Annotated in this window: 12 protein-coding genes; 5 read left to right on the top strand and 7 right to left on the bottom strand. The window is 62.8% G+C overall.

Annotated elements, in window-relative coordinates; all coding sequences use genetic code 11:
- The first annotated feature begins 105 nt into the window (after positions 1 to 105).
- The 4 genes from AC0MRV_RS03405 (at position 106) to AC0MRV_RS03390 (ending at position 3,711) form a co-directional block, all read left to right on the top strand.
- Positions 106 to 618, top strand: coding sequence for an RNA polymerase sigma factor (locus AC0MRV_RS03405; protein ID WP_472763025.1), 513 nt, complete (start codon positions 106 to 108; stop codon positions 616 to 618).
- Positions 619 to 629: 11 nt separating this feature from the next.
- Positions 630 to 1,292, top strand: a complete 663-nt coding sequence (locus AC0MRV_RS03400; protein WP_472763024.1) for a hypothetical protein — start codon at positions 630 to 632, stop codon at positions 1,290 to 1,292.
- Positions 1,293 to 1,451: 159 nt separating this feature from the next.
- Positions 1,452 to 2,300, top strand: coding sequence for a transporter (locus tag AC0MRV_RS03395; protein ID WP_472763023.1), 849 nt, complete (start codon positions 1,452 to 1,454; stop codon positions 2,298 to 2,300).
- 178 nt (positions 2,301 to 2,478) lie between these two features.
- Positions 2,479 to 3,711: a nucleoside monophosphate kinase gene (locus AC0MRV_RS03390; protein WP_472763022.1), complete on the top strand. Its 1,233-nt coding sequence runs from the start codon at positions 2,479 to 2,481 to the stop codon at positions 3,709 to 3,711.
- Positions 3,712 to 3,901: 190 nt separating this feature from the next.
- On the opposite strand, the gene AC0MRV_RS03385 is transcribed toward AC0MRV_RS03390, so the two are convergent.
- From AC0MRV_RS03385 to AC0MRV_RS03355, 7 genes are all read right to left on the bottom strand, one after another.
- Entirely contained in the window at positions 3,902 to 5,128 is a 1,227-nt protein-coding gene (locus AC0MRV_RS03385; RefSeq protein WP_472763021.1) for an ABC transporter permease, read from the bottom strand.
- Positions 5,128 to 6,375, bottom strand: a complete 1,248-nt coding sequence (locus AC0MRV_RS03380) for an ABC transporter permease (RefSeq protein WP_472763020.1) — start codon at positions 6,373 to 6,375, stop codon at positions 5,128 to 5,130. The genes AC0MRV_RS03385 and AC0MRV_RS03380 overlap by 1 nt, the downstream gene beginning before the upstream one ends.
- A gap of 103 nt (positions 6,376 to 6,478) precedes the next feature.
- Positions 6,479 to 7,228, bottom strand: a complete 750-nt coding sequence (locus AC0MRV_RS03375) for an ABC transporter ATP-binding protein (protein ID WP_472763019.1) — start codon at positions 7,226 to 7,228, stop codon at positions 6,479 to 6,481.
- Between the two features lie 17 nt (positions 7,229 to 7,245).
- The gene (locus AC0MRV_RS03370) at positions 7,246 to 8,646 is read right to left on the bottom strand and encodes an efflux RND transporter periplasmic adaptor subunit (protein ID WP_472763018.1); all 1,401 of its coding nucleotides are present in this window, start codon (positions 8,644 to 8,646) and stop codon (positions 7,246 to 7,248) included.
- Between the two features lie 548 nt (positions 8,647 to 9,194).
- Positions 9,195 to 9,692 carry a TlpA family protein disulfide reductase gene (locus AC0MRV_RS03365; protein ID WP_472763017.1) on the bottom strand — a complete coding sequence of 166 codons (498 nt, stop codon included), beginning with the start codon at positions 9,690 to 9,692 and terminating at the stop codon, positions 9,195 to 9,197.
- Positions 9,693 to 9,825: 133 nt separating this feature from the next.
- Positions 9,826 to 10,515, bottom strand: a complete 690-nt coding sequence (locus tag AC0MRV_RS03360; protein WP_472763016.1) for a DUF4336 domain-containing protein — start codon at positions 10,513 to 10,515, stop codon at positions 9,826 to 9,828.
- The gene (locus AC0MRV_RS03355) at positions 10,515 to 11,372 is read right to left on the bottom strand and encodes an ion transporter (RefSeq protein ID WP_472763015.1); all 858 of its coding nucleotides are present in this window, start codon (positions 11,370 to 11,372) and stop codon (positions 10,515 to 10,517) included. The genes AC0MRV_RS03360 and AC0MRV_RS03355 overlap by 1 nt, the downstream gene beginning before the upstream one ends.
- Before the next feature lie 92 nt (positions 11,373 to 11,464).
- Between AC0MRV_RS03355 and AC0MRV_RS03350 the strand changes: the two genes are divergently transcribed.
- Positions 11,465 to 12,742, top strand: coding sequence for an MFS transporter (locus AC0MRV_RS03350; RefSeq protein ID WP_472763014.1), 1,278 nt, complete (start codon positions 11,465 to 11,467; stop codon positions 12,740 to 12,742).
- Positions 12,743 to 12,910: the final 168 nt, after the last annotated feature.

The following is a 12,910-nucleotide window of genomic DNA, read 5'->3' as shown; positions in this document are numbered from 1 at the left end:
AACGCAAGGTGTCTCCAATCCCATCATCAGAAACTTCCCGACCGTCACCGGCAGCGACCGCGCCACGGAATAAACTCGGGGCGACGGGCTCCCACGCTGTCCCCGATGGGAAACCCTGCCGACTCGATCCAACCCGATGGGCACGCTGCCGCGGAACTGCTGGACCGCGGCTTTCGCTATGCCTTGGCCTTAACCCACCATCGCGAGGATGCCGAGGATGTGGTGCAGGAAGCCTGGCTCAGTTTGCATCGCCGCTACGGAGAGATCCGCTCACCCCGTCTGCTCTTCACCACCATCAAACACCTCGTGATCGACCAACAGCGGCGCTCCCGGGTGGTTCGCTTCGAACCGGCCGAACACCACGACAGCCCCGCCGCCCCCATCCCCATGGCTCAGGGCACACAGGAGGATATGTGGGCCTTGCTCGGACAGCTGCGGGAAAGCGAACGCGAGGCACTCTTTCTCCATCACATCGAGGGCCACACCGCCGCTGAAATCGGTCGACTCACCTCCCGCTCCCGCAACACTGTGCTCAGCCTGCTGAACCGCGGCATGTCCAAACTGCGCCAACTCGTCACCGCCCGGCCGTCCTCCACCGCGGACCCTTTCACCGACTGATCCCCGCCGCCGTGTCCGACCCTGAGCAAGACTTCCGCGACTTCTACGCCCGCCAATCGATGCCGGCCGAGCGGGGTCGCGCCATCCTCGCCGCCGGGCGCCGTGCCGCGGCGCGTTACCGGCGCCGTCGCTTGGTCCTGCGCCTGAGTGTGCTCGCCACGGCGGCCGCGATCGCCCTGCTGCTCTGGTCGGCGCGCGCGTCAGCACTCAACCATCCGGCGCCCGCGCGTCCATCGATCGCCACATTGGAAACCGGTATCGCCGCGTTCTTCAGCTCACCCGATTTCACCCTGGACCTCACCGGCCCCCACCAAGCACCGCTCCTGGCCTGGCTTCGCGAGCGGGGCGCTCCCGCCGACCTGAGCGTGCCGGTTCCCTTGGCCGGCCTGCAAAGCGTCGGCTGTCGGGTGCTCACCCTCAACGGCGTCACTGGCTACGTCATTTGCCTCTACCTCGAGCCACCGTCGGCGGGCGACGTCGAAACCGTGATCCATTTGGTCGCGTTCCCGCGGGATCAGGTCGGCGCCCCTCCGACCGCCGGCGAATCCCGCAGACTGGGTGAACGAGGGGGCTGGAACTTCGCCCATTGGGCCCACGGCAATCTGGTGTTCTTCGCCCTGTCGCAGGTGGATGCCAACCGGTTCGCCGCGGTCACGGCAGGCATTCCGGGGTAGGTTTACGCAAAAACCACCCGCCGCGCAATCAACGCGCACCGCCGTTCGTTTGTCGCACGGACACCTCTGTGCCGCAACCACGCGCGGGGCCCGCCGCACGAGTGCCCGCCTTCCTACCTAACCCATGGCTAACCCAAGGGTCCCGCGCCTCGCTAAAACATGATCCACTCCCCTCGCCAACTGGCGCAAGCCGCCCTCACGCTCGCCGTCACCGGCGCCCTGTTCAGCGGCTCCGCGCAGGCCTCCACCGTGCTTGAACAAGGCCGCTCGTATGTGCACTCCGCCTTCTACCACCAAAGCTTCGATATGTTTTGGGCCGGAGATACCTTCGGCCCCAACCCGGGCGGAGATGAAATCGAACGTAAACAGTTCCGCGTCTCCGTCGACTACGGCCTGGGCCACCGCCTCGGCGCCGATCTGAGTCTCGCTTACCACGATACCTCGTCCGCATCGTTCGGCCCGTTCTCGCTGGGCAGCCAGGATGGCATCGCGGACACCTACGCCGGTATCCGCTATGCGGTGACAACCCGAAACACCGACGGCTTCGACTCCACCCTGCGTCTGGGATTCACCATTCCGGGCGACTACGAAACGGGACAGCTCAGCGCGCCTGGCGACGATGCCTGGGGCACCGATCTTCGCTACGCCTTCCAGTTCAACCTGGCGACCGCCCAGGTCGAAACCTACCTCGGTTACTGGATCTACGAAGGCGCGGTGCCGGAGGCCTTCGGCGGGGGCGTTACCCTCAAGCACGGATTGGGTGGAGGTTTCTGGGCTGAAGCGGGCTACCACCGCTGGGACGCCTCCGGTGGTCTCGACATCGGGGGGCCGGGCTTCACGCCTGATCGCCTGCCGCTCGTGAGCGAAGAAAGCGACCGTTGGGAGCTTGCGCTGGGCTATGCCGATTCCGCGCGGCGCTACTATCGCGTGGCCTATTCGAAAATCTTCGACGGACGCAACGTCGGCAAAGAAGAGACCTGGGGTTTCTCGATCGCCTGGCCATTCTGACCGAGGATTCGCGCCCTCCCTGGTTCCCGTAACCCTGCGGCTCCGTTCGGTTAGTCCGGCGAAGCCTTTGGCTTTGCCACGTTGCTTATCCGCCCCACAAGCGATCGATTTTTCGCTCAAACTATAGTCACCTCGGCTCGACAAATCGGCGAAGGGCCGCTGGCCTGCGGATCGCGCCATGTCAGTATCCGACGTCCCCCCCGCCTCGCCGGCCCCGCAATCCCCCCCCAATGGCAACAAGCCCGCCGATCTGGAGATCAAGGACTCTGCCCTGATTTTTAACGACGTCTGGAACGATCTGGAGTCGCAATACGGTCGCGAAAACCTGCGCTTCCCCAAGGAGATCATTCTGCTCGGCGGCGCGCCCGGTGCTGGTAAAGGCACCAACACCGAGTTTATTCTCAAAGCCCGCGGACTCACCTGCCCGCCCGTGGTGGTGAGCTCACTGCTCGACTCGCCCGAGGCGCAACGCATCAAGGACGCCGGCATGATGGTCGGCGACCGTGAGGTGATCGGCATCCTCCTGCGGGAGTTGCTCAAGCCCGAATACCGCGACGGTTGCATCCTCGACGGCTTTCCCCGCACCAACGTGCAGGTGGAGTCGCTCAAGCTGCTCGTCACCAAAATGCAGGCGCTGCGGCGGGAGTTCTTCGGCACCCCGCTCAGCATCCATTTCCGCCAACCCACCGTGCACATCATGGTGCTCTTCGTGGAGGAGAAAGTCTCGATCGAACGCCAACTCAAGCGCGGCAAACTCACCAAAGAACACAATGAAGAGGTGCGCCGCACCGGCGACGGCGAACTCTGGGAGGAGCGTCCGACCGATTACGATGAAGACCTCGCGCGCCGCCGCTACCGCGTCTTCAAGGAAAAGACCTGGGACGCCCTGCAGTCGCTGAAGTCGATCTTCCACTACCACTTCGTCAACGCCCAGGGCACCGTCGAAGAGGTCGAGAAGAACATCGTCAAGGAGCTCCAATACCAGAGCTCGCTGGAACTCGATCCCGCGACGCATGACACCCTGCGTCACATCCCCGTCGCCAACGAACTCATCGTGCACGCCCGCCAGGAGTTGGTGAAGCGACTCGACGGCTACCAATTCGACAACCCGGCGCTGCTCGCCCAGGTTGTCGCCTTCGTCGAGCGCAAGGTCATGCCGATCGTCAGTCGCCACGCCATCTCCGGCAATGCGCACATCAACACCGAGGACGAGCTGCTGCACGACCCCCAGGCACTCGCCATGTTCATCGACGTGTTCTCCGAGCGCGGCTACCACGCTGTCATCGACCTGCACCGCATCGAAGTGCCGGAAAAGGTCGACCTGCAGACCGGCGACATCACCTGCCGCGTGAAAAAGGTCTTCCGCATCACCATCGATTTCGAAGGCTCCGAAATCCGGCGCGGCAACTGAGGGGGAATTCGGGATTTTAGATTTTTGATTTTGGATTGGTGAAACCGCCACCACTCCGCCGCCAGCGCGACAAAGGTCGCGGCCTACACGGTAGGTGCTAACCCGCACAGTAGGCTGCAAGCTTGCTTGCGCTGCGTTGCCCCTCCGCCGCCTGAACGGGCCAATCAAAAATCCAAAATCGAAAATCCCATCATTCGAAGCGCAGCGCTTCGATCGGATCGAGCGACGCGGCTTTCCAGGCCGGGTAGATGCCAAACGTGATACCGATACCACTGCAAACCACGAGTCCCGCCGTGGCCCAGCCGATCGGAAACACGACCGCCGCGCTCAGCAACTGGCCCGCCAGGTTGCCCCCCACGATGCCGAGGAGGATGCCGGCCACACCGCCCAACAGCGACAGCGCCACGGCCTCGATCAGGAACTGCGAAAGGATCGTCTTTTTGCGCGCGCCCAGGCTCTTGCGAATCCCAATCTCCCGCGTCCGCTCCGTCACGCTCACCAGCATGATGTTCATCACCCCGACGCCGGCCGCCAGCAAGGCGATCGCGCTGATCACAAAGGCGCCGATCGCCACCGTGTTGAGCGCCTGATCGAAGGTCTTGATCAGGGAGTCGTTGGTGGTCGTGTCGAAGTTGTTGCCGTCCTCCGGCAGGAGTCCGCGCACCAGACGCATCGTGCCGATCGCCTGCTCGTGCACCGCATCCAATTCCTCCGCGGTTTTGGCCTGCACATTGATGCTGATCGAGCGGCCGGCCCGACCATAGGCGTTGAACCAGCGCGTGATCGGCGTGACCACGATGTTGTCCTGACTCTGGCCGAACGAGGATCCCTTTTCTTCCAGCACCCCGACCACGGTGAGCGAATTGCCGTCGATACGGACCACTTGTCCGAGCGCCTCCTTGTTGGGAAACAACTTTTTGCGAATGTCCTCGCCGATCAGGCAAACCGATCGCGCGAAGTTCACGTCATCAGTCGAAATGGGCCGTCCCGCCGCCACTTCATAGGAGTAGCTGGTCAGGTAGTTTTCATCGGTGCCGATGAACCCCACGTTCGGGTTGGTGTGCTCCTGCTCGTGATAAACTCGTCGCCCCCCGCGGTTGGTGATCAGACTCACCTGCGCATCCGTTCCCATGAGGTCTTTGAAACGCATCGCCTGCCTCAACCGGATGTCCGGCCGATTACCGAAGCGCTCGCGCGGGTCGCTGAAGTTCACCAGCGGGAACTTCGACACCTGAATCGAGTTGGCACCGAGCACATTGAGGCCGTCCTGAATCTTGGACTTCACGCCACTCACCGCCGTCATCACGCCGATGACCGTGAAAATACCGATGGCGATGCCCAGCATCGTAAGCCCCGAACGCAGCTTGTTCGACTTCAACGAGGCGTAGGCCAGAACCAGTGTTTCCCAGATAATCATTATTCGAATCGCAAGGCTTCAACCGGATCCAAAGAGCTGGCGCTGTAAGCCGGCGCGAAGCCGCTCATCACGCCCACGAAGGTCGAAAGCCCGACCGCAACCACCACGACCAGAGGGGAAAAAACGACCGGAAAACTCGGCGCCATCACGCCGATGAGCGCGGCCACCCCGCCGGTGAGCAGCAAACCGACCACGCCGCCCAACATGCATATGCAGACCGCCTCGATCAGGAATTGGGTCAGGATGGAGCGTCGCCGCGCGCCCAGCGCCTTGCGGGTGCCGATCTCGCGTGTGCGCTCCTTCACACTCACATAGGTGATGTTCATGATGCCGATCGCGCCGACAAAGAGCGCCAGTCCGGTGATCACCAGTCCCGCCGTGGCGATACCATTCTTGATCGGATCAAGCTGCTCGCGAATGACGCCCGATTCGTTGATCTCAAAGTCGTCGCGATCCTCCGGATCGAGTTGCCGCACCCGGCGCATGAGACCGCGCAACTCATCGCGCGCTTCCTCGGACCGCGTCGTGTCGTATTGCACCCGGACCTCGCCCTCGTCGCGACCGTTGATGTTGTAGCGGTAGGCCTTGATCGGAATCATGATCATCGAATCCCAACTGAAGGCGCCGAGAAAACTGCCCTGCCGCTCCGGCACACCGATCACGCGAAACGGCGACCCACGCACGATGACCGTTTTGCCGACGGGCGACTCGTTGGGAAACAAGGCGTCGGCCACGTCAAAACCGATGATGCAGACCTTCGAACCCTGCTGGTCCTCAAACTCGTTGAAGAAGCGCCCCTCCACCATGTCCGACTTGCTGATCTGAGACATCTCGTGCGAGGTCCCGAGCAGGTAGATATTGTTCACCCGCAATTCGCCCCGCACCACGTTGACCGCGGTGGTGTCCGCCGGCACCGACCGGATGAGGGCCGACTGCGGGTTCTCCTTGATCCACTCATTGATGCGCGTGGCGTAAGTCGTGCGAATGTCACGACGGTTTCGATACACCCACCATTCGTTGGTGCCCGTCCAAGGCCACTTCGTGACGTAAAAGACATCGTCACCAAAACCGGAAAAGCTCTCATCGACCCCCTTGTTGATCCCGAGGATCGCCGTGACCATGAGCGTCACCGCCACGATGCCGATGACCACGCCCAGCGCGGTCAAACCCGACCGCATCTTGTTCGCGCGGATCTGCGCAAACGCGATCTTCACCGACTCGGAAAACTCGAAAAAGAAACGACGCATGGCGTTCGATTACTCCTTGTAGGGTTCGACCTTCTGTCGAGCCACGGCGGCGTTCCGACTCGACACGAAGTCGAGCCCTACCGCTTGAATGCTTGGCACAAGATCAGGCATTGGTCTCGTCGGCTTCTATGAGGCCGTCGCGCAGGCGGACGATGCGGCGGGCGTGCCGGGCGACATCCTCTTCGTGGGTCACCATGATGATGGTGTTGCCGTTGGCGTAGAGGTGCTCGAAAAGTTCCATGATCTCGACGCCGGTCTTGGTATCGAGCGCGCCGGTCGGTTCGTCGGCCAGGATGATCGAGGGGCGGTTCACCAGCGCGCGGGCGATGGCCACGCGCTGACGCTGGCCACCGGAGAGTTCATTGGGTTTGTGATGCACGCGGTCACCCAGACCGACATTGGTCAGCGCCTCCAGCGCGCGCTCGCGACGCTCGGCGGCGCCGACGCCGGCGTAGATGAGCGGGAGTTCGACATTGTGCAGCGCATCGGAACGCGGGAGCAGGTTGAAGCTTTGGAAGACGAATCCGATCTCCCGATTGCGGATGTCGGCCAGCTCGTCGTCGCTCATCATCGCGACATCCTCGCCGGCGAAGGCGTAGTGCCCGGCCGTCGGCGTATCGAGACAGCCGAGCATGTTCATCAGCGTCGACTTGCCGGAACCCGAGGGGCCCATGACCGCGAGGTATTCGTTGCGGTGGATTTGCAGGGCGACGCCACGCAGCGCGTGCACCACCTCGGTGCCCATGCGGTAGAGCTTGGTGACGCCATCGATGTCGATGACGAGTTCGCCATGCGGTCGCAAGGTGCGCTCGGCGGCGGCGCCGGCGGAAGGGGAGGAAGCGGTTTCGCTCATGACGATCAGGGCGCGGTTCAGTCGTCCTGGTTGTCGGAGTCGTTCCCGGACTTGCCGTCGCGTCGTTTCTGAATGGATACCGCCATGCCATCCTTGAGCGTGCGGGTGATGGTGGCGTAGCTGCCGGAGACGACCGTCTGACCGGCGCTGAGGCCGGACTTGATCTCCATGTAGGAGGTATCGGCGATACCGGTCTCCACGTCGACCAACTTGGCCTTGCCGTCCTCGATGACGAAGACGACGCGGCGCAGGGACTCCCGGTTTTCACGTTCTTGCTGGCGTTGCTCCTCGACGTTTTCGGCGGTCGCGGCGCCCTCGCCGGCCATCTCACGTTTGGCCTTGTCGCGGTCCTTTTCGAGCTGCTCGACGGTCTTATCGCCCTCGCGGCTGCGGACCGTGACCGATTGGATCGGCACGGCAATCACGTCCTTGACCGTGGCTGTCTCAATGTCGGCGAGCGCGCTCATGCCGGGCTTGAGTTGTTCGCCATCGGCCTCAACGCGGATCTTCACTTCAAAGTTGGTCACTTCGGCCTGAGAGCCGGCGCCGGTGGTGATGGCGGAGGAAGCGATCTCGGTCACCTCGCCCAAAAACTCGCGGTCCGGGTAGGCATCGATGTCGATGCGGGCACGGTTGCCGACCTTCACGTTGACGACGTCGTTCTCGTTCACCTGCACCACCACTTCCATGTTGGCCAGGTCAGCCACGCGCATGACCTCGGAGGCATTGTAGCCGCCAGTGCCGGTGACGCGTTCGCCGAGTTCGACCGGGAGCTTGCTGATGGTGCCGTCCATCGGCGCGTAGATCACGGTCTTCTCCAGCTGGTCCTGGGACTGCTTGAGCAGACCCTCGGCACGGCGCACCTGCGCCTGGGCGCTTTCGAAATTGGCCTGAGCGACTTCGTGAGAGGTCTTGGCCGCGGTGAAGTCGGCATCGGAAATGAGCTTCTTGGCGTAAAGGTCCTGGCTGCGCTTGAAGTCCTCTTCCGACTTGAGGCGCTGCGCCTTGCTCTGGACGGCGGCGGCGCGGGAAGCGGCGAGATCGGCTTCGCGTTGGTCGACCTGGTAGCGGTAGTTGTCGTCCTTGATGCGCAGGAGCAGCTCACCCTTCACGACCTGTGCGCCTTCGGCGTAGGGCAGCTCGACAATCTCACCCGAAACCTCAGGGGCAATCTTCACCTCGATCTCCGGTTCGATGCGACCGGTCGCGGTCACAAACTGCGTGATGTCGCGCAACGCCACTTCGTCGGCGAACACCTTGGTGCCCTTATCGCCTTGGCGGGATTTGAACGCGGCTCCCACGCCCATGAGGACAATCAGTAGGACGCCACCAATGATCCACCACTTGGTGGAGGACTTCTTTTTCTTTTTCGCCGGGCGCTTGGATCCGGCGGAGGACGAGGGGGACGAATGGGCCATAGTGATCAGCTGTGAAAGTCGTTATGCGATGGGCTCTGGTTCAGGCCGAGCGCCGAAGTTCCGGGATCCATCGCAAGATACTCCCCGTAGTAACGGATCGTGGAGGAGCCCCGGGGGACTCCTCCACAACACAACTTGATACTACGAACAGCGTTCAACACGACGGATTCAGTCGCCTGGCGAAACCCTTCCGCGACGAGCACCCCGAAAGTCGCGATCAAGCGACGGAGCGGCACGCTGAAAAGGGATTCGGTCCAAGGCATGCCAGCAACACACCTCAAATCCCGCTCAAGTTGCAGGAAGTTTGGATGAATGGAGGTGCCGGTTGGATGAACGGCACCACCTCGGTGCCGCCCCAGGGGCTGGCTTCAAATTAAGCGGGTCCAGCACCGTGAACGCAGCCTTCCGCAGCCAAGACGGAGGTAGGACGCTGTGCCTGAAGACACCTCGCCTGCGCGACAACGCAGGCCGACGCCGGCTCCGTCGCGGCCCGAAGGGCGAGCGACATATGTCGCTCACGCTGACCCGGCGTAAATTGAAGACAGCCCCTAGTGCCCCGCGACTGCGATCGCGCCAGCCGGTCCGTGCTCAGGCAGGCTCTCGATCTGATGGTGCACCCAGTCGGTCGCCGTTGCCTTCTTGGCTTGGGGATCGTCCTCGTAGAGCAGGTGACCATCCGGCCCGACCACCAGAAAGTGCGGGAGGCGCCGGATACTGAACTGCATCGCGACTGGCGAATTCCAGTCGATCTGGGTCGAGCCCTCCCGGTCGATATCGATCATCACCACCACCAGATCGTCACGCGCCGCCTGCAGTGACGCCAACGGATTGTCCAAGTTCGAACAAGGTTCACACGGGCAACCCGGGCTGAATTTGCTGAAGAAGCCCATCACCAGCGTTTTTCCTGCCACCGCATATTTCCCCACGTCGATGCGATCTGAATCGGTGACGACGATTGGGCCGGGCTGCTTCGCCGCCAGAGCTCCACAAAGGCTCAACGCGGAAAAGAGAACGGCCAGCTGGCGGGGTAGGGTCGAGACTGGCATCTGCCTCCTTCGGACGCGAGGGGACCGGTTCGCGTTCAAACTTAGGCCAGAAATGACTGAATTTTACACCCCAGGGTTCACCCTAGGGCAAACCACTGGCATCTAAGTGCTGCCACGCCCCACACAGCTTCGCTCACCGCGCCCAGCTTAAAGCCTCACTCAATATCCGCTTGGCATCCTGCTCGATCACTTCCCCATGGCCGACCACCACCCGTTCGATGTCGCAGGCCAACAAGGCTTCGACCGACCGAGCAAAGGCCGGCCGGTCCCGCACGCTCATGCGCACCAGCCGACTCGTGCCGGGGAAACGTTTGAAGCCCGAAACCCAGCGCAGAAAGAACGGCACGCGCTCCTCCGGCGCCAAAGGAAGGTTAAAAATCAGGTCTGCCAGCACCAAGGTGCGTGACGCTCGATGCAGCACCGCAAATTCCCGCATCACCGGGATACCCCGCAGCGGCAGCACCTCGATTTCGCCCGCCCACGCCTCCGGCGGCTTACCGAGCACCCGACTCGGCGCGATCGTCTCACTCGTAACCGGGAACCCTGCCGGCACCAGCATCTCGGCCTCCGGAAACGCCCGCCGTAAATCCGGTGCGAAGGTGTCGTGCATCCGCGTCGCTTCCAACACCCACCGCACCGGGCCCAGGGATCGGATCGCCGCGACATCATCCGCCGCGAAAGGCGCGCCGGAGTGCACCGCGAGCTCGCCGCTCGCCAAGCGCATCACCGTCGTCGTTTTACCCAGGTTCGCACCGAGCAGGCGGAAAGGGAAATGTAGCACCCACAGGCCTTCGCCGCGGGCTTCCAGTCGATTTCGATTCATCACGAGGGGTTCTTTTTCTCCTCCGGATAGAGCGCATCGCCGCAGTATTTGCAGTATTTCGCGTCGTCCGCGTGGTTCCCTGCGCCGCAGGCCGGGCAGGATTGCGTGTTGGAAGAGCGTTTGAAGGCATCGCTCATCGCAACGGTCACGATACCCGTCGGCACCGCAATCACCCCGTAGCCCAGGATCATGAGCACCGAGGCCATCGACTGGCCGAGCACGGTCTGTGGCGCAATGTCGCCGTAACCCACCGTCGTCATCGTCACGATCGCCCAATAGATCGAACGCGGGATGCTGGTAAACCCGTGCTGCTCCCCTTCGATGAGATACATCAACGCCCCGGAGATGAGCACACAGGTCAGCACCACTCCGAGAAAAACCGTGATCTTGCGCGAACTTGCCGCCAGCGCCGCCCGCAGCATCCGTGCTTCGCCCACGTAGTGGGTGAGCTTCAGAATCCGAAAGATTCGCAACAAGCGCAGCGCCCGCACGACCAGCAAGGACTGCGTGCCCACCACAAACAAGCTCAGGTAGGTCGGCAGGATCGCGAGCAGATCCACCACCCCATAAAAACTCCGCGCGTAGAGCCACGGTCGTTTCACCGCCATCAGACGCAGTCCGTATTCGAGCGTGAAGGCGATCGTCAGCACCCACTCCGCCCAGCGCAGCTCCGCGCCAAACCGCTCGCGCACATCCCGCACACTTTCCAGACACACCGCCCCCACGCTGAGGGCGATCGCCAGCAACACCGCGATGTCGAATACCCGCCCGCCGGGCGTATCGGCCTCGAAGATCACCGTATGCAGGCGGGACCGCCACCCCGGCCAATTCTGTGACTTCTCTTCGGACACTGCCATGACGCGCCACCATGACGCCCGCTTAACGGACCGCAAGACACGCCATTTCCACCCGCGGTATAACTCGTTCACATGCATCTGCCCGCATTTCGGTGCCGGCTCCAGCCAGCTCCCGCAGCGTCAACTCACTCCCTTTTCACCTCAGCCCGTCCATTCCGCCTATCGTCCCGCCCACCCCAGTCTCCCGGCTGCAAGCCCACTACTTCGCCGTCTACGCGGTGTTCGGCTGCGTCACCCCCTACATCCCGATCTACCTGCGGGATGTGAAGTCGCTTTGCGCCTCGGAGATCGGACTCACCTTTGCCACCGGCCAAGCCGCTGTGCTGCTCGTGCCGGTGTTGCTGACCTACCTCGCGGACCGCTTCCGCCTGGTGCGACCGCTGCTCTTCGCGATGTTCACCATCAACATCATCGCGATGACCGCCCTCGTTGGCGCGGCGGGTTTCTGGTCGTGCCTTTGCTGGGTGGCGGTGAACCGCATGGTGTCACAACCCCAGGTCACCCTCGCGGACGGCATCTATTTTTCCCTGCAATCCGACCCCACCCAACCCCGCGCTCCCTACGCCAGCGTGCGGGTTTGGGGCACGATCGGCTACATTGCGCCGAGCCTCATCATCTACACCAGCTACTACCTCGGCGACTTCTGCAAAGGCGGACTCGAATGGATGCCCTACGTCGCCGGCGCGTTTGCGATTCTCGGACTCCTCAACGCCACCAAGCTGCCCCAGCGCTACAACCGCGCCGCAACCGCTGCCCCGCCGCCGCGTGTCCCTACCCTCGCCGCTGCCCGCGTGCTCTTGCAGCCCAAGCTGCTCACCTTCCTCATCGGGGTCGGATTTGTGGTCATGTCCAACATGGCCTTCTACGGCTTCTACCCGCTCTACCTCACCAGTGAGATCGGTCTCGGCCAACGCTGGGTCGGACTGATTTCCAGCCTCGGGGTGGCCATTGAAATCCTCTACATCCTGCGCCTCGAACCCCTGCGCCAACGCATCGGTTTCGGCGGACTCCTCGCCGTCGGCGGCGCCGCCAGCCTCTTCCGCCTCGCCTGCCTCGCCTTCCTGCCCACGCCCTTCTTCAGCATCGTGTTCCAACTCGTGCACGGCCTCACCGTGATTGGTTACATGATCGTGCCCGTGATGTATCTCAACACCCACGCCGGTGAAGGTTATCGCAACTCCATCCAAGGCGTCTACGTCATGGTGATCCAAGGCGTCTTCTCCATCGCCGGGAACATCCTCTCCGGCCAACTCGCCGAGATCGGCCTGCTCACCCTCTATCGCTCCGCCCTCGGCATCTGCGCGCTCGGCCTCGTCTTCGTCGCCATCAGCTTCCGCCTGAAGGCCCGCCCGGTGGCCGGAAGCCCCTAGTTCAATCGGTCCAACTGTAGCCGGGCTCGGTGAGCCCGGTCATTGCCTCTCCGCCGCAGCTCCCGGGGTCAGCGACCCCGGCTACAGTGCTGCCTGAACGCACCTCCAACGACCAGTTCGGCAGAATTTCCTTGCTGTCCCATCTGTCCTACTACTCCTAGAACAGTT

It is taken from the genome of Actomonas spartinae (genome assembly GCF_051209155.1).
Taxonomy (GTDB): Bacteria; Verrucomicrobiota; Verrucomicrobiia; order Opitutales; family Opitutaceae; genus Actomonas.
Note: the sequence above shows the minus strand (reverse complement) of the source record. Positions and strands in the feature narration are given on the sequence as shown.

Bases quoted from the DNA above. Each gene is read 5' to 3' on its own strand.
- AC0MRV_RS03405 (WP_472763025.1), top strand. From the start codon at position 106: ATGGGAAACCCTGCCGACTCGATCCAACCCGATGGGCACGCTGCCGCG.
- AC0MRV_RS03395 (WP_472763023.1), top strand. From the start codon at position 1,452: ATGATCCACTCCCCTCGCCAACTGGCGCAAGCCGCCCTCACGCTCGCC.
- AC0MRV_RS03390 (WP_472763022.1), top strand. From the start codon at position 2,479: ATGTCAGTATCCGACGTCCCCCCCGCCTCGCCGGCCCCGCAATCCCCC.
- AC0MRV_RS03385 (WP_472763021.1), bottom strand. From the start codon at position 5,128: ATGATTATCTGGGAAACACTGGTTCTGGCCTACGCCTCGTTGAAGTCG.
- AC0MRV_RS03380 (WP_472763020.1), bottom strand. From the start codon at position 6,375: ATGCGTCGTTTCTTTTTCGAGTTTTCCGAGTCGGTGAAGATCGCGTTT.
- AC0MRV_RS03375 (WP_472763019.1), bottom strand. From the start codon at position 7,228: ATGAGCGAAACCGCTTCCTCCCCTTCCGCCGGCGCCGCCGCCGAGCGC.
- AC0MRV_RS03370 (WP_472763018.1), bottom strand. From the start codon at position 8,646: ATGGCCCATTCGTCCCCCTCGTCCTCCGCCGGATCCAAGCGCCCGGCG.
- AC0MRV_RS03365 (WP_472763017.1), bottom strand. From the start codon at position 9,692: ATGCCAGTCTCGACCCTACCCCGCCAGCTGGCCGTTCTCTTTTCCGCG.
- AC0MRV_RS03360 (WP_472763016.1), bottom strand. From the start codon at position 10,515: ATGAATCGAAATCGACTGGAAGCCCGCGGCGAAGGCCTGTGGGTGCTA.
- AC0MRV_RS03355 (WP_472763015.1), bottom strand. From the start codon at position 11,372: ATGGCAGTGTCCGAAGAGAAGTCACAGAATTGGCCGGGGTGGCGGTCC.